Annotated in this window: 22 protein-coding genes; 10 read left to right on the top strand and 12 right to left on the bottom strand. The window is 69.7% G+C overall.

Translation table 11 applies throughout. The features are described from left to right. The first annotated feature begins 5 nt into the window (after positions 1–5). On the top strand, positions 6–1,049 hold the full coding sequence (gene rtcA / locus KDK82_RS16955) for an RNA 3'-terminal phosphate cyclase (protein ID WP_088165692.1): 1,044 nt from the start codon (positions 6–8) through the stop codon (positions 1,047–1,049). A 6-nt stretch (positions 1,050–1,055) separates the two neighbouring features. Here the strand turns inward: rtcA and rocF are convergent, their stop codons facing one another. Both rocF and KDK82_RS16965 read right to left on the bottom strand, forming a co-directional pair. Next, positions 1,056–2,021 (bottom strand): arginase, encoded by a 966-nt coding sequence (gene rocF / locus KDK82_RS16960; protein ID WP_088165693.1) that lies wholly within the window; start codon positions 2,019–2,021, stop codon positions 1,056–1,058. Between the two features lie 17 nt (positions 2,022–2,038). After that, the gene (locus KDK82_RS16965) at positions 2,039–3,112 is read right to left on the bottom strand and encodes an ornithine cyclodeaminase (protein ID WP_088165694.1); all 1,074 of its coding nucleotides are present in this window, start codon (positions 3,110–3,112) and stop codon (positions 2,039–2,041) included. Positions 3,113–3,227: 115 nt separating this feature from the next. On the opposite strand from KDK82_RS16965, the gene KDK82_RS16970 reads away from it, so the two are divergent. The 3 genes from KDK82_RS16970 to sugE all read left to right on the top strand — a co-directional run bounded on the left by KDK82_RS16970 (position 3,228) and on the right by sugE (position 5,502). After that, positions 3,228–4,508: a class I SAM-dependent RNA methyltransferase gene (locus KDK82_RS16970; protein WP_012202615.1), complete on the top strand. Its 1,281-nt coding sequence runs from the start codon at positions 3,228–3,230 to the stop codon at positions 4,506–4,508. Further along, positions 4,505–4,993, top strand: a complete 489-nt coding sequence (locus KDK82_RS16975) for a putative toxin-antitoxin system toxin component, PIN family (protein ID WP_088165695.1) — start codon at positions 4,505–4,507, stop codon at positions 4,991–4,993. The genes KDK82_RS16970 and KDK82_RS16975 overlap by 4 nt, the downstream gene beginning before the upstream one ends. A 191-nt stretch (positions 4,994–5,184) precedes the next feature. Beyond that, entirely contained in the window at positions 5,185–5,502 is a 318-nt protein-coding gene (gene sugE, locus KDK82_RS16980) for a quaternary ammonium compound efflux SMR transporter SugE (protein WP_012202617.1), read from the top strand. A 12-nt stretch (positions 5,503–5,514) separates the two neighbouring features. Here the strand turns inward: sugE and KDK82_RS16985 are convergent, their stop codons facing one another. The 3 genes from KDK82_RS16985 to KDK82_RS16995 form a co-directional block, all read right to left on the bottom strand. Further along, positions 5,515–6,066 carry an N-acetyltransferase gene (locus KDK82_RS16985; protein WP_088165696.1) on the bottom strand — a complete coding sequence of 184 codons (552 nt, stop codon included), beginning with the start codon at positions 6,064–6,066 and terminating at the stop codon, positions 5,515–5,517. Positions 6,067–6,480: 414 nt separating this feature from the next. Then, positions 6,481–8,853 carry a cytochrome P450/oxidoreductase gene (locus KDK82_RS16990; protein WP_088165697.1) on the bottom strand — a complete coding sequence of 791 codons (2,373 nt, stop codon included), beginning with the start codon at positions 8,851–8,853 and terminating at the stop codon, positions 6,481–6,483. Positions 8,854–8,887: 34 nt separating this feature from the next. Next, a complete protein-coding gene (locus tag KDK82_RS16995; RefSeq protein WP_088165698.1) occupies positions 8,888–9,868 on the bottom strand; it encodes a tripartite tricarboxylate transporter substrate binding protein in 981 nt (326 codons plus the stop codon). A 160-nt stretch (positions 9,869–10,028) separates the two neighbouring features. Here KDK82_RS16995 and KDK82_RS17000 point away from each other — a divergent pair, with 160 nt between their 5' ends. Continuing rightward, positions 10,029–10,853, top strand: a complete 825-nt coding sequence (locus KDK82_RS17000; protein ID WP_088165699.1) for an IclR family transcriptional regulator — start codon at positions 10,029–10,031, stop codon at positions 10,851–10,853. A gap of 41 nt (positions 10,854–10,894) precedes the next feature. Here the strand turns inward: KDK82_RS17000 and KDK82_RS17005 are convergent, their stop codons facing one another. Beyond that, positions 10,895–11,719, bottom strand: coding sequence for a hypothetical protein (locus KDK82_RS17005; RefSeq protein ID WP_179217933.1), 825 nt, complete (start codon positions 11,717–11,719; stop codon positions 10,895–10,897). A gap of 194 nt (positions 11,720–11,913) precedes the next feature. On the opposite strand from KDK82_RS17005, the gene KDK82_RS17010 reads away from it, so the two are divergent. Next, positions 11,914–12,696, top strand: coding sequence for an IclR family transcriptional regulator (locus KDK82_RS17010; protein WP_088165700.1), 783 nt, complete (start codon positions 11,914–11,916; stop codon positions 12,694–12,696). Position 12,697: 1 nt separating this feature from the next. Here KDK82_RS17010 and KDK82_RS17015 read toward each other — a convergent pair whose 3' ends face one another. Genes KDK82_RS17015 through KDK82_RS17030 form a run of 4 tightly spaced genes read right to left on the bottom strand, consistent with a single transcriptional unit; the run spans position 12,698 to position 16,836 of the window. Continuing rightward, complete coding sequence (locus KDK82_RS17015; protein WP_088165701.1) at positions 12,698–13,822, bottom strand: CaiB/BaiF CoA-transferase family protein; 1,125 nt, start codon at positions 13,820–13,822, stop codon at positions 12,698–12,700. Between the two features lie 21 nt (positions 13,823–13,843). Beyond that, a complete protein-coding gene (locus tag KDK82_RS17020) occupies positions 13,844–14,806 on the bottom strand; it encodes a tripartite tricarboxylate transporter substrate binding protein (RefSeq protein WP_088165702.1) in 963 nt (320 codons plus the stop codon). A gap of 40 nt (positions 14,807–14,846) precedes the next feature. Next, positions 14,847–15,626, bottom strand: coding sequence for an SDR family NAD(P)-dependent oxidoreductase (locus KDK82_RS17025; protein WP_088165703.1), 780 nt, complete (start codon positions 15,624–15,626; stop codon positions 14,847–14,849). A gap of 22 nt (positions 15,627–15,648) precedes the next feature. Continuing rightward, the gene (locus KDK82_RS17030) at positions 15,649–16,836 is read right to left on the bottom strand and encodes a thiolase family protein (protein ID WP_017406998.1); all 1,188 of its coding nucleotides are present in this window, start codon (positions 16,834–16,836) and stop codon (positions 15,649–15,651) included. Between the two features lie 162 nt (positions 16,837–16,998). On the opposite strand from KDK82_RS17030, the gene KDK82_RS17035 reads away from it, so the two are divergent. The 4 genes from KDK82_RS17035 (at position 16,999) to KDK82_RS17055 (ending at position 21,199) form a co-directional block, all read left to right on the top strand. After that, positions 16,999–18,564 (top strand): AMP-binding protein, encoded by a 1,566-nt coding sequence (locus tag KDK82_RS17035; protein ID WP_088165704.1) that lies wholly within the window; start codon positions 16,999–17,001, stop codon positions 18,562–18,564. 48 nt (positions 18,565–18,612) lie between these two features. Beyond that, positions 18,613–19,755 carry an acyl-CoA dehydrogenase family protein gene (locus tag KDK82_RS17040; RefSeq protein ID WP_013804728.1) on the top strand — a complete coding sequence of 381 codons (1,143 nt, stop codon included), beginning with the start codon at positions 18,613–18,615 and terminating at the stop codon, positions 19,753–19,755. Between the two features lie 271 nt (positions 19,756–20,026). Continuing rightward, complete coding sequence (locus KDK82_RS17050; protein ID WP_016450524.1) at positions 20,027–20,851, top strand: UPF0149 family protein; 825 nt, start codon at positions 20,027–20,029, stop codon at positions 20,849–20,851. Positions 20,852–20,884: 33 nt separating this feature from the next. Next, a complete protein-coding gene (locus KDK82_RS17055) occupies positions 20,885–21,199 on the top strand; it encodes a helix-turn-helix domain-containing protein (protein WP_012202639.1) in 315 nt (104 codons plus the stop codon). On the opposite strand, the gene KDK82_RS17060 is transcribed toward KDK82_RS17055, so the two are convergent. Further along, positions 21,180–21,671 carry a CinA family protein gene (locus KDK82_RS17060; protein WP_088166320.1) on the bottom strand — a complete coding sequence of 164 codons (492 nt, stop codon included), beginning with the start codon at positions 21,669–21,671 and terminating at the stop codon, positions 21,180–21,182. The genes KDK82_RS17055 and KDK82_RS17060 overlap by 20 nt on opposite strands. Before the next feature lie 10 nt (positions 21,672–21,681). Further along, a complete protein-coding gene (locus tag KDK82_RS17065) occupies positions 21,682–22,182 on the bottom strand; it encodes a phosphatidylglycerophosphatase A (protein ID WP_012202641.1) in 501 nt (166 codons plus the stop codon). Between the last annotated feature and the right edge of the window lie 74 nt (positions 22,183–22,256).

Here is a 22,256-nt window from a genome sequence, read left to right on the forward strand (position 1 = left end):
GAAAAATGAAAGTGATCGAGATCGACGGCTCCGCCGGGGAGGGCGGAGGCCAGATGCTGCGCAGCGCGCTGGCGCTTTCCATGTGCACGGGCCAGCCCTTTGCCATGCAGCGCATCCGTGCCGGGCGCGCCAAGCCGGGTCTGATGCGCCAGCACCTGGCCTGCGTCAATGCCGCCGCCGAAATCTGCGGCGCGCAGATGCAGGGCGCCGAGATGAATTCGCAGGCGCTGCAATTCACGCCGGGGCCGGTGCGTGCGGGCGAGTACCGCTTCGTGATCGCCTCGGCGGGCAGTTGCACCCTGCTGCTGCAGACGCTGTGGCCCGCGCTGATGCTGGCCGATGGCGAAAGCCGCCTGACCCTGGGCGGCGGCACCCACAACCCGGCCGCGCCGCCCTTCCACTTCCTGGAGCGCAGCTATGCGCCGCTGCTGCACAGGCTGGGCGCCCGCTGCGAGCTGCGGCTGCGCCGGCTGGGCTTTTATCCGGCCGGTGGCGGCGAGATGGACGTGACGATCACGCCGACAACCAATGGGCTTGTGCCTTTCGATATCACCGAACGTGGCGCCCCCGTGGCCAGCCATGCCGAATGCTTTGCGCCCGCGCTGCCACGTGCGGTGGCCCAGCGCGAACTGGACCATCTGGGCCAGGCCCTGGGCTGGTCTGGCGAGCAGCTGCAGGTGGCTGCCGTGCGCCAGAACGAGGGGCCGGGCAACGCGCTGCTGGCCACGCTGGCCTATGAGCACCTGAGCGAAGTGTTCACGCAGTTCGGCATGAAGGGCGTCAGCGCCGAAAAGGTGGCGCATGACCTGGCGCGCGAGGTGCGCCGCCACCAGGGCAGCCGGGCCGCGCTGGGCCCGTACCTGGCCGACCAATGGGCCCTGCCGCTGGCGCTGGCCGTCTGGCGCAGCGGGCGCGCGGCCAGCTACACCTGCACGGAACTGACGCCGCATGCGCGCAGCAATTTCGAGGTGATCAAGCGCTTTGTGCCTGTGCGCTTCGCCACAGATACAACGGGCGACGGCTGGCGTGTTTCGCTCTCGCCAGCCTGAGCGGCCTCAGCGATCGGCCCGCACCAGCGTGCTCTTGCCGAACAGGCTCTCCAGCAGGTCCACCACCAGTTCTGCCGTCTGGTTGCGCACATCCAGCGCGGGATTGAGCTCCACCAGATCCATCGAGCCCAGGCGTCCGGTGTCGGCCAGCATCTCCATGCACAGCTGGGCCTCGCGGTAGCTGGGGCCGCCGCGCACGGGGGTGCCGGTGCCGGGCGCGATGTCGGGATCGAGGTAGTCCACGTCGAAGCTCAGGTGCAGGTGGGTGTCGCTGCCTTCCAGGTCTTCCAGCGCGCGGCGCATGACCTCGCGCATGCCCAGCTCGTCGATGGCGCGCATGTCATAGACCTCCACGCCCAGCGAATGCAGCAGGCGCTTTTCCTGGTCATCCACGCTGCGCAGGCCGATCTGGCACAGCGAGGCGGCTGCCAGCGCCGGATCGCCGCCCTGGGACAGCGCGGTGAGCGCCGCGGGCCCCAGGCCGCACAGGCTGGCCACGGGCATGCCGTGCAGGTTGCCGCTGGGCGAGATATCGGGCGTGTTGCAGTCGGCGTGGGCGTCCAGCCAGATCACGCGCAGCGCGCGGCCTCGTCGGCGGCAGTGGGCGGCCACGGCGCTGATCGAGCCCATGGCCAGGCTGTGGTCGCCGCCCAGCATCAGCGGCAGCTCGCCGTCGTCCAGCGCCTGGCCCACGGCCTGGTGCACGGCCTGCATCCAGGCACGGGCCGGGGCGAGGTGGCGCAGCCCCTGCTCGGGCGGTGTCTGCGGATTGGGCGGGCCTGCCAGATTGCCGATGTCCCTCACCTGGCAGCCCAGTTGGCGCAGCGCCGGGCCCAGGCCGGCCACGCGCAGTGCGTCCGGCCCCATGGCGCTGCCCAGGCGGCTGGCGCCGATGTCGGTGGGCACGCCTATGAGTCTCAGGGCGCGTGCGGTCTGCGGGGTCGTATGGGTGTTCATGCTCATGGGACCCATGGTATGCAGTCCCCGTGTCAGCCAAAGCCGCGTTCTGCCTGCCCGGCCTCGCGCACCAGCCGGTACAGGTCGCGGGGGTCGGCCAGCGCAGGCACCAGGTCGATCGACTGCATCAGTCCGGTGTCGTGGGCCAGCGCGCGCAACCAGCGCAGGGCCGAATAGTCTTCCAGCGCAAAGCCCACGGAGTCGAACAGCGTGATCTCCGTGTCATGCCCGCGGCCCGGCGCCTGGCCGTTGATGACCTGCCACAGCTCGGTCACGGGCGCGTCGGCGGGCAATTGCTGCAGCTCGCCTTCCACGCGCGTCTGGGGCGTGAACTCCACGAAGATGCGCGCACGCCGCAGCAGTGCCAGGGGCAGCTCGGTCTTGCCGGGGCAATCGCCGCCGACGGCGTTGATGTGGGTGCCCGGGCGCACGTCGGCATCGGCGATCACGCAGGCGCGGTGTTTGGCGGCCGTCACCGTGGTCACGATGTCGGCGCCCTCCAGGGCCTCGGCGCTGCTGGCGCAGCAGGTGATGCGCTGGGCCGCGATGCCCGCATGGCCCAGGTTGTCCACCAGCTTGCGCATGGCCTTGACATCGATGTCGAAGATGCGCAGCCGTTCCACGCCCAGCAGGTGGGTGAACGCCAGGGCCTGGAATTCGGACTGCGATCCTGCGCCGACCAGCGCCATGCTGCGGCAGCCCGGCCGCGCCAGCCGGCGCGCGGCCAGCGCCGAGGTGGCGGCAGTGCGCAGCGCCGTGGCCAGCGTCAGGTCGGACAGGAAGACCGGCAGGCCCGTGGCCACGTCGGCCAGGGCGCCGAAGGCCATCACCGTGGGCAGGTCCCGATCGGCGTTGTCCGGGTGGCCGTTGACGTACTTGAAGGCGTAGTCGAGCGCATCGGACACGGGCATGAGCTCGATCACGCCGCCGGGCGAATGGTGGGCGATGCGGGCCGATTTCTCGAAATCGGGCCAGCGCGCGAAGTCTTGCTCGATGGCATCGGCCAGGCCGGCCAGGCAGGCGGCAACGCCGACCTGCGCCACCAGGCGTGCGGCCTGCGTGGCGCCGAGGAAATCCGTGTGGACGGGCGTGGTTCGAGGCTTCATGGTGCTCTCCCTCGCGGTTGCTTCCACTGTAGGCCCGGGCCGAAGCGCAGGCAAGCGGGTTTCGGCTGGCGCCTGCGCGGGGAATCGCGGTGCGCGTATGCTCGGCACCCAAGCTATGAACCAACTGCATCTGTTTTTGCCCTGCGCCGCCGGCGTTGAGGGATTTCTGGCCGACGAGGTCCACGCGATCACCGGCCTGAGCGGCCACGACCTCATGGTGGGCCGTGGCGGCGTGATGGTGCGCGGCCTGTGGCGCGACGCCCTGCTGCTGAACCTGCACAGCCGGCTGGCCCAGCGCGTGCTGGTGCAGCTGTCGCAGACCCTGTACCGCAACGAGAACGACCTGTACCGCGCCGCCAGCGAAGTGGCCTGGGAGATCTGGTTCTCCCCGCGCGAGAGCTTCAAGATCGAGGTCACGGCCCAGCACAGCCCGCTGACCAGCCTCAACTTCGCGGCGCTGCGCGTCAAGGACGCCATTGCCGACCGCTTCCGCGACAGGAAGGGCGTGCGCCCCGACGTGGAAACGCGTCACCCCGACGTGCGCGTGCACCTGCACCTGACGACCGACGAGGCCACCATCTACATCGACACCTCGGGCGAGGCGCTGTTCAAGCGCGGCTGGCGCGAGGACAAGGGCGATGCGCCGCTCAAGGAAACCCTGGCCGCGGCCATGATCGCCGCCACGGGCTGGGACCCGCACGGCGACGATCCCCAGCCGCTGTACGACCCCTGCTGCGGCAGCGGCACGGTGCTGATCGAGGCCGCGCAGATTGCACGCCGCATTCCGGCCGGCATCCTGCGGCGCTTCGCGTTCGAGAAGCTGGTGCCCTTCCAGAGGCATGTGTGGGAAGCCATGCTGGACGAGGCCGAGGCCGCCATCCTGCCCGACAGCCCCGTGGCCATCTATGGCTCCGACGTGTCCCACCGCATGGTGGACTTTGCCCAGCGCAACGCCGAGCGCGCGGGCGTGGGCCAGACCGTGCAACTGCGCGGTGGCGACGCGCTGCAGCGCATGCCGCCCTGCGAGCAGCCCGGCCTGATGCTGCTGAACCCGCCCTATGGCGAGCGCATTGCCGCAGCCGGCTCGGCCGGCCGCAGCGCCGGCGAACGCATGGAAGTGGTCGAGCGCGCGGGCCGCGAGACGGCCCAGACCGAGGACGGAGTGGAATTCTTCAGCCAGCTGGCCACCCACTGGAAGAAGAACTACAGCGGCTGGAGCGCCTGGATGCTCACGCCCGACCTCAAGCTGCCCGGCAAGATGCGCCTGAAAGAGGCGCGCCGCACGCCCATGTGGAACGGCCCCATCGAATGCCGGCTGTTCCGCTTCGACATGATCCGTGGCGCAGTCAAGCCCAGAAAGGCCGCCGAAGGCCCGGCAGAGGGCGCCGCGCCATGAAGATCGTGCTGCGCTGGCCACAGTGCAACGACGGCTACGAAGGTCCCCTGCCCCGGCCCGTGGTGCTCGATACCAATGTGGTCCTTGATATGCTGATCTTCGACGATCCGCATGTCCCCCCGATCCGCGAACTGGTGGAGCAGGGACAGATGCGCTGGATTGCCGACCAGGCCCAGCGCCTCGAACTCGAACGCGTGCTGCACTACAGCCAGATCGCGCCGCGCGTGGCCTTCTATGGCAAGACGGCCGAAGGCGTGCTCTCGGCCTTTGACGGAGCGGTCGAATACGTGGCCGATGCGCCGCGCATCCGCTTTGCCTGCACCGACCCCGACGACCAGCATTTCCTGGACCTGGCCAGCCAGCACCAGGCGCTGCTGATCAGCAAGGACAAGGCCGTGCTCAAGCTGCGCAAGCGCGTGGCCGGCCTGGGCGCCACCGTGGGCAACATCCTGCTGGCCGAGCACGAAGAGGCGCAGGCCGCCTGACGCCCTGGCCGCTGTTGTGCAGCAACCACCCAGGCGGCAATGGGGCAACAGCCTGGGTGCGACCCACTGGACAGCTTTCTCCTAAACTGGCGGCCATGCAGCAAGGCGCAAGCCCTTCTGCCAGGAGGACGGCCTCCCCCACATCGGGACATGCATGCGCCGGGACGACCCGGCTCCACAAGGAGTTTTCCATGGCATGGGTCTATCTGTTGGTGGCGGGGCTGCTCGAAGTGGTCTGGGCGTTCTCGATGAAGCAATCTCACGGCTTCACGCGGCTGGTGCCCAGCGCCATCACCATCGTCACCATGATCGCCAGCTTCGGCCTGCTGGCCGTGGCCATGCGCAGCCTGCCGCTGGGCACGGCCTACACGATCTGGACCGGCATCGGCGCCGTGGGCGCCTTCCTGGTCGGCATCACGGTCCTGGGCGAGCAGGTCAGTGCCATGCGCATCGGCGCGGCCGTGCTCATCGTCTCGGGCCTGGTGCTGATGAAGCTGTCTTCGGACTGAGCGGGCGGCCGTTCAGCGGCCCGTGCTCAGCTCCAGCGTCAGGCGCAGCATGTCGCGGTGCTGCACGCCGCGCTCCCACAGCTGGGTGGTGTAGTGCCTGAGGAAGAAATCCCGGTCTATGCCCGTCACGCGAAAACCCGCGCGCTGGTAGAAGACCAGCTGGTCGCCGAAGCTGCCCGTGCCGACCTCGATGCGCGGCGCTCGCTGGGAGCGCGCCCATTCGATGGCACGCCGCAGCAGGGCGGTGCCCAGGCCCCGGTGGTGCAGCGATTCCGCGACCGCGATGTTCATCAGCTCCCAGGCGGGTGGGGCCGATGCCTCATCGCCGCTGGCGCGCAGCGGCACCAGCACGCACATGCCCAATACCTCGCCGCGCCCGCCGGGACGCGGCGGCTGGCCTTCGCGCTGGAAGGACTCGCGCGCGGCAAAACAGGTGGAGCCCGCCAGATAGCCGCGCACCTTCTCCCGCGACGGATCCGCCGACAGCAGCAGCGGCCACGGCGCCTCGGCCGGGTTCAGCGGCTCTATGTGCCAGGGTGCGAGAGAAACGGAAGGCGCGGTCATAAGCCTGAATCATCCCATGCCTGACATTGGGACGCAGTTGGGCTCCTCTGCGGAATCTTGACGTGCGCTTACAACTGTGCCTTTGCACGGGTGGGTCTAGTGGTTTATACTTAGAACTAGGGTAAACGCTTAGAGGGTTTTCCCGGCATTCGCGGCACTTGAGATGCATGCCGCCAGTGATTGTTGAGCGTCTCAGTAAGGAAGTTCACCATGCGCCAAGCAATCTATTCCCTGATCGATTTCATCCAGCAAGCCCGCAACGCCGAGCTCGAAATCGCCAACCAGTAATCCGGTTGGAGGCAGGTGCGCCCCGAAGCGCGCCCACCGATGCGATCGCCCCATTGCCGATGATGGCCTTGGGGCTTTTGTGTTTCTGGGCGCCGGGCTTGCGGGCACAGGGCAGCGGAGTCCTGGCTAAAGGCCCAGCACCAGCCTGCCGCTCCTGGCGCGCGAGCAGCAGCTCATCATCTTGGTGCAGGCCGCGCGCTCGCCGCGCGTGAGCACCATGTCGCGGTGGTCCACCTCGCCTTCGAGCACGGGCACTTCGCAGGACCCGCACAGCCCTTCCCGGCAGTCGCTTTGCACTTCGATCTTCGCGCTGCGCAGGGCGTCCAGCAGCGTCTGGTCGTTGCGCACCTGCAGCACAAGGCCCGAGGCGCGCAGTTCCACCTCGAAGCCCTGCTCCCTGGCAGGGTCCAGCGCCCCCACGGTGGAGACGAAATGCTCCACGCGCAGGCTGTCCTCGGGCCAGTGGCGGCTGGCGGCCTCCAGGCCGTCCAGCAGGCGCGCCGGTCCGCAGGCATGGATGCGGGCTCCGGCGCGCGGCGTGGCCAGCAAGGCGGCGTAGTCGGCGCGCCGGCCTTCCTCCGCCACGTACAGATGCAGCCTGGCGCCATGCTCGGCCAGCAGCGGCGCCAGCAGCGCCATGCCCGCGCGGCGCCGGCCGCTGTAGTGGATTTCATAGGACAGGCCCAGCGCCCTGGCGCGCCGTGCCATGGCCGAGATGGGCGTGATGCCGATGCCGCCGGCCACCAGGATCAGGTGGCTGGCGCCTTCGTCCAGCGGGAAATGGTTGCGCGGGCCCCGCACCTGTACGGTGGCGCCGCGGTGCAGATGCTCATGCACCCAGGCCGAGCCGCCACGGCCGTTGGCCTCGCGCAGCACGGCAATCTCGTAGCTGCCGGTGTCCTGCGGGTCGCCGCACAGCGAGTACTGTCGTGACAGGCCCGTGTCGCCGCATTGCAGGTCGATGTGCGAGCCCGGCGTCCAGCGCGGCAGGGCGTGTCCATCGGCGGCCTTCAGGCGCAGGCGTAGCACGCCTTCGGCGGCGGCCTCGGCCTCGGCCACGACCATGGGCCGGCTGGCGCCGCCCTGCAGGGCTTCGCCGATGCGCACGGGCTGGCGCGCCTGCAGCAGGGCGGGACGGGCGCGCTCGGGGTTGAGGGCCGGGTCCCACTCCACCCACAGGTGCTCGGGGCCCCGGAACGAGGTGTTGGGCACGTAGGTGAACCGCTGCTCGGCCAGCCGCATGTGGGGAAGGCGGCGCGTGAACTCCTCCAGGAAGATCTGCATCTCCATGCGCGCCAGGTTCTTGCCCATGCACTGGTGCGAGCCATAGCCGAAGGTCAGGTGGTCGCCGGCGTTGTCGCGGTGGATGTCGAAGAAGTCGGCATCGGCGAAATGCCGCTCGTCGTGGTTGGCCGACGAGGTCACGATGAGCAGCTTCGAGCCCGCCGGCACGGCCACGCCGCCGATCACCACGTCGCGCGTGGCCAGGCGCCGCCAGGCGGCCACCGAGCCGTTGTGGCGCAGGCATTCCTCCACGGCATTGGGGATCAGCGCGGGGTTCTCGCAGATCTGCTTCCAGGCGCCGGGATGCTGCAGCAGCAGCTTGACGGCGTTGGCCGTGGCATTCGCCGTGGTCTCGTGCGCGGCCACGATGCCGGCCATCATCATGGAGTGCAGGTAGGAGTCGGTGACGACCTCGGGAAGCTCCTTTTGCTTGCGTATGCCGTATTGCATCCAGCCCGGCGCATCGGGGTTCTCGCGCATCTTGGCCAGCACCTTGCCGGCCAGCTGCCAGAAGTTGCCCACCGCATGGGCCACGGCCACCTGCTGCTCGGGCCGGGGCCGGCCCCAGGTGTTGACGGTGTGGGCGATAGAGTACTCGCGCAGCCGGTCCATGTCCTCCTCGGGCACGCCGAGAAAGTGCAGGGCCACGGTCAGCGGCACCTCCCACAGCATCTGGTCCACAAGGTCGGCGCGGCCGTCGTCGATGAAGCGGTCCACATAGGCGCGCGCCAGCTCGCGCACCATGGGCTCGTGGTGGCGCAGCTCCTCGGGCGTGAACGGGTCCATCAGCGCGCGGCGGCGCGGCATGTGGGCGGGCTCGTCCTCGTTGACCAGGGTGCGGTTCAGCGCGAAGCCGTAGGAGGCCAGCACGGCATTGGCCTCCTCGCCCGTGGGCGTGATCTTCTCCAGCGCGATCGAGGGACTGAAGGCGATGTTGTCGCGGAACACCGCCTTGATGTCGTCGAAGCGCGTGACCACCCAGTAGCCCAGTTGCGGGCTGTAGAACACCGGCTCCTGCTCGCGCGCCCAGCGCACATATTCGGGCGGGTCCTGCTGGTAGCCGTCGCTGAACGGGTCGAAGGCAGCGGCACCCGCGCTGACGGGGCAGCCCGTGGGGCCGGTCTGGCCGCTGGGCTGGCGGTGGTCGAAGGGGCAGCGCGCGGAGGCTGGCGCAGAGGTGGACGGGGCGGCGTTGGAGGCGGCGGAGGCAGTCATGGCAGGTTCGCAGGCAGGCAGGAGGCGCGGAGGGTCAATCCAAAGTGATGTTCTGGTCGCGGATCAATTGGTGCCAGCGCGCGCTTTCGCTGGCCAGCAGCGCGGCGAACTGCTCGGGCGTGTTGCCCACGGGCTCCACGCCGAAATCCACGAGCTTCTGACGCACGGCGGGCTCGTTGATCGCGGCCACGACCTGCCTGTGCAGGGCCGCGATGACCGGGGCCGGGGTCCTGGCGGGCGCCACCAGTCCCACCAGGGCGGCGGCCTGCACTTTGGGCAGGCCCAGCTCGGCGAAGGTGGGCACGTCGGGCAACTGGGGCAGGCGCGTGGCGTTGGCCACGGCCAGCGGGCGGACCTTGCCGCCCTTGATGAAGCCTGCGCCTGCGGCCAGGTCCACCATCATCACGGGCACCTGGCCGCCCGCCACGTCGCCCAGGGCCGGTGCCGCGCCCTTGTAGGGCGCGTGCACCAGCTTCAGGCCGGCCTCCACCCTGAGCAGTTCCATGGCCAGGTGGTGCGGACTGCCGGCACCGGCCGAGGCGTAGTTCACGCCGTCCTTGCTGGTGCGCGCCTGGGCCAGGAAGTCTTTGGCCGTGGCCGCTGCCATGCCGGGGCCGGCCACCAGGATCATCGGGAAGCGGCCCATCAGCGTGACCGGCGCGAGGTCCCTGGCGGGGTTGTAGCTGAGGCTCTTGTAGAGCACGGGATTGAAGACCAGGGTGCCGTTGTCGGCCGACAGCACGGTGTAGCCATCGGCGGCAGCACGCGCGGTTTCCGAGGCGCCTATGGCCGTGTTGCCGCCCGGGCGGTTGTCCACCACGATGGGCTGGTGCACCTGGCCGCCCCAGGCCTGGCCTATGGTGCGGGCCAGGAAGTCCGAGCCGCCGCCGGCCGCGTAGGGAACGATCCAGCGCACGTTCCTGCTGGGGAATCCGTCCTGGGCCAGCGCGCCGGGCAGGGCGGTGGCCGATAGCAGGCCTGCGGCCAGTGTGGTGAGGAAAAGGCGCTTGTGCATGGGGCTTGTCTCCGGTGAGGCCTGGGTGGAATCCATGGAATCTCGTTTTGCGTAATTTTTCTACGCATTGCGTAAAAACACCGCCCGGGATTACCCGCAAGCTGCGGCACAATGCCCCGCCAGCCCTTAAAACAGGCCTTTCCAGACCCGCCCTGCCGCCATGACTTCCACTGCTGCCTCCGAGATTGACGAGCCCGCGCCGCCGCGCGAAAGGCGCCAGCGCGTGCAGGCCGCCGAGACCTGCCTGGCCGTGCTCAAGGCCCTGGCCACGCTGGGCGGACGCGCCAGCCTCACGGCCATCGCGGGCGCGGTGGAGGAAAGCCCGGCCAAGGTCCACCGCTATCTGGCCAGCCTGATGGCCGAGGGGCTGGTGGAGCAGGACCGTGGCGGCACGCAGTACGCGCTGGCGGCCGAGGCCATGCGCGTGGGCCTGGCCGCCATGCGGCAGTCCGACCCCATCCGCCTGGCCGAGCCGGCCCTATTGCACCTGCGCGAGGCCTTGCAGGTCACCAGCTTCGTGGCCGTGATGGGCAACCTGGGCCCGACCATCGTGCGCTTCGAGGAGCCGGGCCTGCCGGTCACCGTCAATGTGCGCGTGGGCTCGGTGATGTCGCTGCTGTGGTCGGCCACGGGGCGCGCCTTCTTCGCCTTCATGGACGACGATGCCCGCGTGGATGCGCTGCTGGCCCGGGAGCTGGCCGAGGCGCCGGCCGCGCGGCGCGCGCTGCTCGATGGCGCGGACCCGCTGGGCACGCTGCGCCGCGAGATCCGCGCTGCGGGCTGCGCCTCGGTGCGCGATGTCAACCTGCCGGGCATCAGCGCCGTGGCGGCGCCGCTGCACGACTACACAGGCCATGTGGTGGGCGTGCTGTGCGCGCTGGGCGCCAGCGGCGGCTTCGACCCGGACCCGCAGGGCGCGGTGGCCCTGGCCCTGCGCGCCGAAGCGGCGCGCGTCAGCGCCTCGCTGGGCCACCTGCCCGGCTGAAGCCCGGCTGAGGCCCGGTTGAGGCCTGCGGCCCGCTGCCGCTAAGGCGTCACCAGCGTGTAGGCCATGCGCACGCGCTGCATGTCGCGGCCCAGGCGGCGGCTTTCGGGCAGGCGGCGCACCCAGGCCAGCTGTTTCACGGTGCGGGCCATCAGGGCGCGGGTTTCGGGCTCCATGGACTGCACGAAATCCTGCCAAGCCGTGCGCGCGGCCGGCATGGCGCCGGCCTGCTCCAGTATCCAGGCCGTGGAGTGGGCGTAGCACAGGGCATCGCGCACGCGGCACAGCGCCAGGGGCAGGTGGGCGGCGGGGTCGTCCTCGAAGTCGATGAAGCCGATCACGCCATCGGCACAGCAGACCATGTTGCGCGCAAAGGCCTGGCTCAGGCAGTCGCCGCTGCCATGCACCTGCTGCAGGGTCTGCAGGCCTTGCAACCATAGCGCCAGCGTGCTGCCGTCGCCCCGGGGCAGGGCGGCTTCCATGGCATTGCCCAGCGAGGGCGCCTCCACGCCGGGGCTGCCCAGGTGGCGCATGGCAAAGCCGTCCTCGCACTCGGCCAGCACGGCAGGCACGCGCAGGCCGCGCTGCGCGAGCTGGCGCAGGCGGCGGACCTCGGTGCGGATGGCTTCGTGGCCGCCGGGGTTGGGCACGGGCCGCAGCACGGGCAGGCGCAGGCACAAGGCGAGGAGGGCCAGCGCGCGATAGCGCCATGCCGGGTTGCTGGCGCCCGCGCGCTTGACCCAGATGGTTTCGTCTTCCCGGTCATAGCGCTGGATGCTCAGGGGCTGGCTCAGCACATGGGCGCGCAAAAAGGCGTCGTAGTCTGGCGGCTCGGTAGGCGGGACGGCGGAGGACGGTTCGGACACGGCAGGCTCTGGAAAGTGAGTGGCTGGCGCGCAACGCCAGCCGGATGCGGCAATTGTGCCGTGCCAGGACTGGCCGCTTGCGCCGGCCGGCAGGGGCGCCAGGGTTTGCACTGCGGCAAGGCCGGTGGATTTGCCGCTTGGCAGCCGGAAAATTGAGACAATCGTTTCATCTTTAGCAGTGCCGAAAACCATTCATGAACACAGAAGACAGTGGCAAGCTGGTGGCCGCCCTGGTGCGCGGCATCTCCGTGCTCCAGTGCTTTTCCAACAAGCACCAGGAACTCAGCGCCCGTGAACTGATGGACATGACGGGCCTGCCCAAGCCCACGCTGTTCCGCCTGATCGACACCCTGTGCGTACTGAACCTGATGCGCTACTCCGAGCGCCTGTCCAAGTACGTGCCGGGCGTGGGGCTGCTGAACCTGTCCTCGCCCGTGCTGGCGCGCATGCACATGCGCCAGTTCGCGCGGCCGCACATGCAGGAGCTGGCCAATCACCTGGAGGGCCAGATCCAGCTGGCCGTGGGGCACGGCCGCCAGCTGTGCCTGGTGGAGCTGGCCAACGGCCTGACCAACAAGGTCTTCCTGCCCGAGATCGGCGTGCACATCTCGCTGTCGCGCACCGCCACGGGCCGCGCCTACCTGCTGAGCCTGCCCGAGGCCGAGCGCGAGGCCTTCATCGCGGAACTGCAGGCCGACGATCCCGCACGCGCCCAGCAACTGCGCGAGCGGCTCGACGATGCGCGGCGCGACCTGGCCGAGCACGGCTTTTGCCGCAGCCACGGCGACCTGCACCGCGAGATCCAGTCCATTGCCGTGCCCATGTCCACGGCCAAGGACGGCGAGTACTGGGTGTTCTCGGTCTCCCTGCCCATCTACAGCCCGCAAAGCCGCGCGCTGGAAAGCGATGCCGGGCCGCGCCTGATCACGCTGGTGCGCCTGGTCGAGGGCATGCTGGGCGCTTCCAGCCTTTCGTAAATCAGCGGGCGCTGCGCCAGACTTCCTGCGCTCGCCCTGCGCTCACCTTCTCCAGCACGCTGGCGGTGTCGGAGCCTGCGGCATTCGCAGGACCCGGTGCATAGGCCTGGCCGTCAAAGCGTGGCGCGGGGCTGGCCTGCAGGGCGCCGCCTTCGGGCTGCAGATAGACGCCACGCGCCTGCAGGTGCGGATGGCTGGCGGCTTCCACAGGGCTGAGCACGGCGCCGAAGCAGGCATCGCTGCCCTCCAGCAATTGCTGCCAGTGCGCGCGGGGCCGGGAGGCGAACAGCGTCTGCAGCTGCGCGCGCCGCGCCGGCCAGGCGACGCGGTCCCACTGCGGGCCCTGGAACGCTGCGGCATCGGCCAGGCCCAGCCTGTCCAGCAGCAGGGCGTGGAATTGCGGCTCGATGGCGCCCACGGTGATGAAGCCGCCATCGGCACAGGCATAGGTTTCGTAGAACGGTGCGCTGTCATGGATGCTGTGGCCGCGCTCGTCGGCCACCAGCCCGCGCTGGCGCGCATGCAGCATGAGGTTGAGCATGTGCGCCGCACCATCGACGATGGCCGCATCCACCACCGTGCCGCGACCCGTGGCGCGTGCCTGCACGATGCCGGCCAGCAGCCCCGTCATCAGGTACATGGCGCCGCCGCCGATGTCGCCCAGGGTGGCAAAGGGCGAGACCGGCCGGGCATCGGCCGGCGAGCATCCCCACAGTGCGCCCGAGACGGCCGCATAGTTGTTGTCGTGGCCAGCTGCCTGGGCCAGCGGGCCGTCCTGGCCCCAGCCCGTCATGCGACCATAGACCAGGCGCGGGTTGAGGGCCTGGCAGGCCTCGGGTCCCAGGCCCAGGCGTTCCATGGTGCCGGGCCGCATGCCTTCGATCAGCGCATCGGCATCGCGCACCAGGGCCAGCACCAGGTCACGCCCTTCGGGTGACTTGAGATCGGCGAACACCGAGCGCTTGCCGCGCGACAGCGCGGAGGCGGCTGAGGTGGCGGCGGGTTCCGCCTCGGGCCGCACGATGGACACCACATCGGCACCCAGGTCCGCCAGATGCATGGCGCAGAACGGCCCCGGGCCGATGCCGCCAATCTCCAGCACGCGCACGCTGTCCAGCACCTTCATGGCGTCTCCGTCGAAATCGGTTCAGTCGAGTTGCAGCTGGCGGCTGGTGATCAGCGCGCCCCAGCTCTTGCGGTCGTTGTCCACCAGCTGGGTGAACTGCGCCTGCGGCATGCCGCCGGGGCGGCCGCCGAGCTCGCGGTAGCGGCGCGCCACCTCGGGGTCCCGGAGCACGGCGACAAGGCCGTCGGTGAGCTTGCGCACCACGGCGGGCGGCGTCTGCGCGGGCAGGAAGAAGCCCATCCAACCCACCTTGTTGAAGTCCTGCAGGCCCAGTTCGGTGGCGGTGGGCACCTCGGGCAACTCGGGCTCGCGCTGCGCGCCGGTCACGGCGATGGGATGCAGCTTGCCCGCCTTGATATGCACCAGCGAGGCCGTGAGGTTGTCGAACATGAACTGCGTCTCTCCCGAGACGATGGCCGCCGTCGCCGGTGCCGAGCCACGGTAGGGCACATGCACCACGTCCACGCCCGTGCGCTCGCGCAGCAGCTCGCCCATGAGGTGCGTGGTCTGGCCCACGCCGGCCGAGGAGAACGACAACTTGCCCGGCGCCTGCCGCGCGGCCTTGAGCAGGTCCTCCAGCGAGCGCACCGGCGATGCCTGCGGCACGACCAGTACGTTGGAGAACGAGATCATGTCCGTCAGCGCCACGAAGTCCTCGGGCCTGTAGGGCAGCTTCTTGTAGGCCGTGTAGTTGATGGCGTTGGAGCCCGTGTTGCCCACCAGCACCGTATAGCCGTCCGGCTGCGCGCGTGCCACTTGGCTGGCACCGATGGAGCCGCCCGCGCCCGGCTTGTTGTCCACGATGACGGGCTGGCCCAGCCGCTCGCCCAGCTTGAGCGCCAGCAGCCGCGCGGGAATGTCGGTGGAACCCCCGGCCGCGCCCGGCACGACCAGGGTGATGGGCCGGGTGGGCCAGGCATCGGCTGCAATGGCGGCCGTGGCGCACAGCCAGGCGGCAGCCGCCAGCGTGAGGCGTTTGAACATGGTGTTTCTTCTCCGCGCGTGTGCTGGGCCAGGGCGCTTCTCAGCGAGGATTCATTCGAATGGCGCCATCGAGGCGGATGGTTTCGCCATTGAGCATGGGATTTTCAAGAATGTGCAGCGCGGTCATCGCGTACTCGGACGGGTGGCCCAGGCGTGCGGGGTTGGGCACGGAGGCGGCCAGCGACTGGCGGATGTTGTCGGGCAGCTTGGCCAGGATGGGCGTGTCGAACAGGCCTGGCGCAATGGTGCACACGCGGATCATGCGCGTGGCCAGGTCGCGCGCGGCGACGATGGTCATGCCGATGATGCCCGCCTTGGCCGATGCATAGGGAATCTGGCCGATCTGCCCCTCATAGCCCGCCACCGAGGCCGTGAGCACGCAGGCGCCGCGCTCGCCTTGCACGGGCTCGTTGCGCGCCATGCTGGCGGCGGCCAGGCGCAGCGTGTTGAAGGTGCCGATCAGGTTCACGCGCACGATGCCCGTGTACTTGTCCAGCGAGCCGGGGCTGCCGTCCTTCTCCACCAGCCGCAGCGGCCCGCCCACGCCCGCGCAGTGCACCAGGGCGCGGAACTCGCCGAAGTCCTCGGCGGCCGCAATGGCGGCGGCCATCTGGTCGGCGTCGGCCACGTCGGCCTTCACGAAGCGCAGGCGGCTGCCGTGGCGCTGGCGGGCGGCGTCCACCATGGCCGCGCCGCGGTCCTCGTTCAGGTCCACCACCACCACGTTCAGGCCGCGTTCCAGCAGCGCCTGGGCCGATGCCTCGCCCAGGCCCGATACGCCGCCCGTCACCAGGGCCGTCATGTTCTCTTGCAGTTGCATGGATGTGTCTCCCGTGCCTGGCTCACAGGCGTTCGATGATGGTGGCGTTGGCCATGCCGCCGGCCTCGCACATGGATTGCAGGCCATAGCGCGCGCCGCTGTCCTCCAGCGCGTGCAGCATGGTGGTCATCAGGCGAATGCCCGAGGCGCCCAGCGGATGCCCCAGGGCGATGGCGCCGCCGCGCGGGTTCAGCCGCTCGGGGTCGGCGCCCAGTTCCCTCAGCTCTTTCAGCCAGGCCAGGGGCACGGAGGCAAAGGCCTCGTTGATCTCGCAGTGGTCCATCTGCTCCAGCCGCATGCCGGCCTTGGCCAGCACGCGCCGCGTGGCGGGAATGGGGGCCGTGAGCATGTACAGCGGATCGTCGCCCACCACGTCCAGCGCCACGAAGCGCGCTCGCGGGCGCAGGCCCAGTTGCTGGGCGCGCTTTTCGCTCATCAGCAGCATGGCGCTGGCGCCGTCGGTCATCTGCGAGGCATTGCCCGCCGTGGTGTGCCAGCGGATCTGCGGAAAGCGCGCCGACAGCTCGTCGTTCTGGAACACGGCCTTGAGCGCGCCCAGCTTCTGCGCCGTGGTGCCCGGGCGGATGGTCTCGTCGGCCGTGACGAGGCCGGCAGGCGTGGTGATGCCCACGATCTCGCGCTCGAAGTGCCCGGCCGACTGGGCCGCATGGGCGCGCTGGTGCGATCGCGCGGCATAGGCATCCAGTTCCTCGCGGCCCAGGCCCCAGCGCGCGGCCACGAGGTCGGCCGACACGCCCTGGCCCACCAGCCCCGGCGCAAAGCGCGCATCGAAGCGCGCGCCCGTGGTGTTCTGCCCCATGCGCGAGCTGCCCATGGGCACGCGGCTCATGGACTCCACCCCGCAGGCGATCACCATGTCCTGCGTGCCCGACATGATGGCCTGCACGGCAAAGTGCACGGCCTGCTGGCTGGAGCCGCACTTGCGGTCGATGGTGGTGGACGGCACATGGGCCGGCAGGCCTGCCGCCAGCCAGGCCAGGCGGCCCGGCGTGCCGGCCTGCTCGCCGGCCTGGCTCACGCAGCCGGTGATCACGTCGTCCACCGCGCCGGGGTCGATGCGGTTGCGCTGCACGAGCTGCTCCAGCACCTGGCTGAGCAGATCGACGGGGTGGAGCTGGGCCAGGGCGCCATCGGGCTTGGCCCGGGCCATGGGACTGCGGATGGCATCGACGATGACGGGTGTGTTCATGCGGATTTAATGAGACTGGAGGTTCATGAAATGAATGATAAGTCTCGAAATTTGCATTGAACAAAGCGTTTTCCCGGATGAAAAACCGAGCGTAAACAAAAATACTTGCTGAAAACCCGATGAATTCGAGACGGCGGATTCAAAAAAGCAAAGGAGACAGGCGTGCATGACTTTCACAGCTGGGCCGATGCCCGGCCCGACCGCGTTGCGCTGACCATGGGCGACAGCGGCCAGCAGCACACGGCGGGCGCACTGGCGCAGCGCTCGCGCGAGGTGGCGCAGTGGATGGCCGGGCAGGGCCTGGCGGCCGGCGACACGGTGGCCGTGCTGATGGAAAACCGCGTGGAGATCCTGGAGCTGGTGCTGGCCGCGCGCCTGGCGGGCCTGTACGCGGTGGTCATCAGCACCCATCTGACGGCGCCCGAGGTGGCCTACATCCTGGACGACAGCGGGGCGCGCCATGTCTTTGCTTCGGCCGCCACGGCGGCGCAGCTGCCGGCTGCACTGCCGGCCACCGTGCATTCGGTGGACGGAGACTGCGCATCCACGGGCCTGCCGTCGCTGGCCGATGCCCTGGCCGCCTGGCGCGCGCAGGCGCCCGCGCCCATCGACCTGTCGGGCCGTCCGCTGGGGCGCGACCTGCTGTACTCCTCCGGCACCACGGGCCGGCCCAAGGGCATCAAGAAGGCGCTGCCGGCGGCGCTCTACCGCACGCAGGCCGACCCCGAATTCCTGGCCTGGCAGCGCAACATGGGTTTTGATGCCGACGCGGTCTACCTCTCGCCCGCGCCGCTGTACCACGCAGCGCCGCTGCGCTACTGCCTGCGTACGTTGGACGGCGGCGGCGCGGTGGTGATCACGGCGCGCTTCGACGCACAGCAGGCGCTGGCGATGATCGAGCGCTACCGCATCACCCACAGCCAGTGGGTGCCGACCATGCTGGGCCGCCTGCTGCAGCTGCCCGAGGAGGTGCGGCACGGCTACGACCTGTCCAGCCACCGCTGCGCCATCCATGCGGCCGCGCCCTGCCCGGTGGCCGTCAAGCAGGCGCTGCTGGACTGGTGGGGCGACATCCTGCTGGAGTACTACGCAGGCTCCGAAGGCTGCGGCATCACCCTGATCAACTCCGCCGAATGGCGCCGGCGCCCAGGCTCGGTGGGCCGCGCCAGCTACGGTCGGCTGCGCATCGTGGGCGACGACGGGCAGGAGCTGCCTGCGGGCCAGATCGGCCGCGTTTTCTTCTCGGACGTGGCGCCCTTCGCCTACCTCAACGACCCCGCCAAGACCCGCGAGGCCATCGACGAGCGTGGCTGGGCCACCTACGGCGACCTGGGCCATGTGGACGAGGAGGGCTACCTCTTCCTCAGCGACCGGCGGGCCGACCTCATCCTGTCGGGCGGCGTCAACCTCTATCCGCAGGAGATAGAGAACGCGCTGGCCACGCACCCGGCCGTGCAGGAGGTGGCCGTGGTCGGCGTGCCCGAGCCCGACTTCGGCGAGCAGCCCATGGCCGTGGTCGTGCTGCGCCAGGGCCATGCGGCCAGCGCCGAGATGGCGCGCGCCATCGTCGCCGAGGCCGGCGCCACGCTGTCGCGCCTCAAGCGCCCGCAGCGCCTGCAGTTCGTGGACGAGCTGCCGCGCCTGCCCACGGGCAAGCTGCTGCGCCGCGTGCTCAAGGACAGGCTGCGCGAGCAGCCCCACGCGGGCTTCAATCTGCGCAGCGCCTGAACGGCCCTTCACCGTCTTTCCTCACCGACAACCACCGGATACCGACCCATGCAAGACCTGACCGAGCGCTCCGTCTACCGCGAAGACCATGAACAGTTCCGCGAGCAGGCCCGCCGCTTCTTCGAGCGCGAGATCGTGCCCCACCATGCCGAATGGGAGCGCCAGGGCATCGTGCCCAAGGAGGTCTGGCGCAAGGCCGGGCGCGAAGGCCTGCTCAACCCCATGCTGCCCGAGCCCTACGGCGGCGGCGGCGACTTCGGCCATGCGGCCGTGCTGCTGGAGGAGATCGCGCGCACGGGCGCCAGCGGGCTGGGCTTTCCGCTGCATTCGGACATCGTCGCGCCCTACATCCATGCCTATGGCAGCAAGGCGCAGAAGGACCGCTGGCTGCCGCGCATGGCCGCAGGCGAGCTGATCGGCGCCATTGCCATGACCGAGCCCGGCGCGGGCAGCGACCTCAAGTCCGTGCGCACCACGGCGCGGCGCGAGGGCGACCACTACGTGCTCAACGGCCAGAAGACCTTCATCACCAACGGCATCAATTCGGAGCTGGTCATCGTCGTCGCCAAGACCGCGCCCGAGATGGGTGCCAAGGGCGTGTCCCTGATCGTGGTCGAGGACGGCATGCCCGGCTTCTCCAAGGGCCGCAAGCTCGAGAAGATCGGCCTCATGGCACAGGACACCTCGGAGCTGTTCTTCGACAACGTGCGCGTGCCGGCCGACCACCTGCTGGGCGAGGAGAACGCGGGCTTCAAGTACCTCATGCACGAACTGGCCCAGGAGCGCCTGGTGGTGGCCGTGCGCGCGGCCGCCTCCATCGAGGCCTTTTTGCACAAGACCATTGCCTACACGCGCGAGCGCAAGGCCTTCGGCCAGCCGGTGTTCGACTTCCAGAACACGCGCTTCAAGCTGGCCGAGGCCAAGGCCCAGGCCACCATGCTGCGCGTCTTCGTGGACGACTGCATCGCCCTGCACCTGCGCCGTGCGCTCGCCCCCGACCGCGCCGCCATGGTCAAGCTCAATGCCACGGCGCTGCAAAACCGCCTGCTCGACGAATTCCTGCAACTGCACGGCGGCTACGGCTACATGACCGAATACCAGATCGGCCGCGCCTGGACCGATGCGCGCATCGGGCGGATCTACGGGGGGAGCGACGAGATCATGAAGGAGATCATCGCAAGGACTCTTTGAACCCCCTGAGCCGCTGCGCGGCTTCCCCCTCTCTACTCGCTTCGCGAGGGAGGGGGACGGCGCCATCGCCGCGAGGCGGCTCTTGCTCGGCGCCCCTGGCTTTGGGCCGCGCCCGTCTCAGGGGTCACGGGCGATCGGGGCGGCTGGGCTTTCGGGCGCCAGTTCCGACCGGGCGCCACGGACATGGCGGCGCGGCTACACTGCGGGCCATTCATTCGAGGGGCTGGCCGTGGCCGGTTCCTTCCCCCTGTTTTCCCTAGAGATTTCCGCCATGTCCAACGACGCCCACGAAGCCACCGCCCTGCCCGACGAGCCTGCCCTGACGCCCGAGGCGCTGGAGGAACTCGACGATCTGCTCGACGAGCTGCGCACGCGCGGCGAGGAGATTCCGCAGTGGGAGTTCTGCGACGGTTTCCTGACGGCGCTGATCTGCACGCGCCGCGAGGTGCCGGCCGCCGAGTGGCTGCCCATGCTGCTGGGCGACGGCGGCACGCTGGAGGCGGCCGAGGGCCAGCCGCTGCCGCTGATGGAAGTGTTCAAGGACGCGGCGCAGCAGGCGCGCTTTCTGGAGCTGGTGGGCCTGCGCATGGACGAGATCCGCACCCAGCTGGACGCCGACGTGAAGACGCTGGAAGACGACCGCACCTTCCAGCCCGAGGCCATGGACATGCGCGGCGCCATCCTGTCGCTGCCCGAGGAAGAGCGTCCCGATGACGGCGAGATTCCCTCGTTCGGCCAGATCTGGGCGCTGGGCTTCATGTTCGTGGTCGAGAACTGGGCCGAGGAATGGGCCGCCCCGCGCGACAAGGAAGCCGCCGGCTGGCTCAACGAGGCGCTCAACGCCGTCGTGGCCCTGACCGAGGACGACACCGGCAAGCCCGAAGTCTGCATGTACGACGAGGACGGCCCCGCCAGCACCAGCCAGGAGCGCGTGGAGCAGTTCGGCGAAGCCATCTGGGCGCTGTACGACCTGCGCCAGATCTGGAAGAGCATGGGTCCGCGCCAGGAAACCATCGTCAAGGGCGAGCAGCCGGGCCGCAACGACCCCTGCCCCTGCGGCAGCGGCAAGAAGTTCAAGAAGTGCCACGGCGCCTGAGCGCCCGCGCCACAGGCTTTGGATGCACGGGCCATGAGACATATCGGTGAACGCATACGCGCCCGCCGCGCCGAACTGGGCATGACCCAGGGCCGGCTGGCCGAGGCGGCAGGCATCACGGCCTCAGCCGTGTCGCAGATCGAATCGGGGGCCATCCGCACCCTCAAGAACGACACCCTGGCCCGCGTGGCCCTGGCGCTGCAGACCACGGCGCTGGAGCTGACGGCCGGCCTGGAAGACGACAACGCGCCGCTGCCCGTGGACGAGCAGCGCCTGCTGGAAAGCTACCGCGCCCTGCCTGCACCGCTGCAGGAGATCGCGCACCGGCTCATAAAAGCCTTGCGCTGATCAGCGCATTGAGGCGCTGCAAGGCGTGTGCCACGGTAGCTTGGCGCACGGCGGCGCGGTCGCCGTCAAAGAGCAGGCATTCGCTGTGCGTGGTGCCGTACACGCTCCAGCCGAACCAGACCGTGCCCACGGGCTTGGCGGCGCTGCCGCCGCCCGGCCCGGCCACGCCTGTCACGGCCACGCTGCACTGCGCGCGTGAGTGGGCGACGGCGCCCTCGGCCATGGCGCGCGCCACGGGCTCGCTCACGGCGCCGTGCTCGGCGATCAGCGCCTCGGGCACGCCCAGCAGGTCGTGCTTGGCCGCGTTGGAGTAGCTGACAAGGCCGCGCTCGAACCATTCGCTGGAGCCGGCGCGGTCCGTGCAGGCCGCGGCGATCATGCCGCCCGTGCAGCTCTCGGCCGTGGCCAGCATCCAGCCGCGCTGCAGCAGCAGGCCTGCCAGGGTTTCGACGAGTTCGTTGGATGCGTTGATGCCCGTTCCTTCAGCCGATGAAATGGCGCCACAGGGCGATGACCAGCAGCGTGCAGAAGGCGGCCACCAGGTCATCGAACATGATCCCCCAGCCGCCGCGCCAGCCGAAGCCCTTGAAGCACCGGTCGGCCCATTTGACGGGCTGGGGCTTGGCGGCGTCGAAGAAGCGAAACAGCGCAAAGGCGATGAGCTGGCCCCAGAAGCCCGTGGGCATGACCAGCCACAGCACCAGCCAGAAGGCCACGATCTCGTCCCAGACCAGGTTGCCCGGGTCGGCCACGCGCATGTGGCGCGCCGTGACCGTGCAGGCCCACCAGCCCAGGGGAATGCTGCCCGCGATCAGCAGGCCGATCTGCTGGGGCGTGAACCAGTGCTGCAGCAGCAGGAAGGACAGCCAGGCCCACAGCGTGCCCACGGTGCCGGGCGCGATGCGCCCCAGCCCCGAGCCCAGCCCCATGGCGATGAAGTGGGCCGGGTGGGACATCATGAATTCCAGCGTGGGGCGAGCCATGCCGCCCTGCGGCGGGCCTTCGGGTGGGCGCGCCGCAGAGGCAAAGGTGGGGGTAGCAGGATCGCCGGAAACCT

Origin of the sequence: Delftia sp. K82, from assembly GCF_002193035.1 — a bacterium.
Taxonomy (GTDB): domain Bacteria; phylum Pseudomonadota; class Gammaproteobacteria; order Burkholderiales; family Burkholderiaceae_C; genus Comamonas; species Comamonas acidovorans.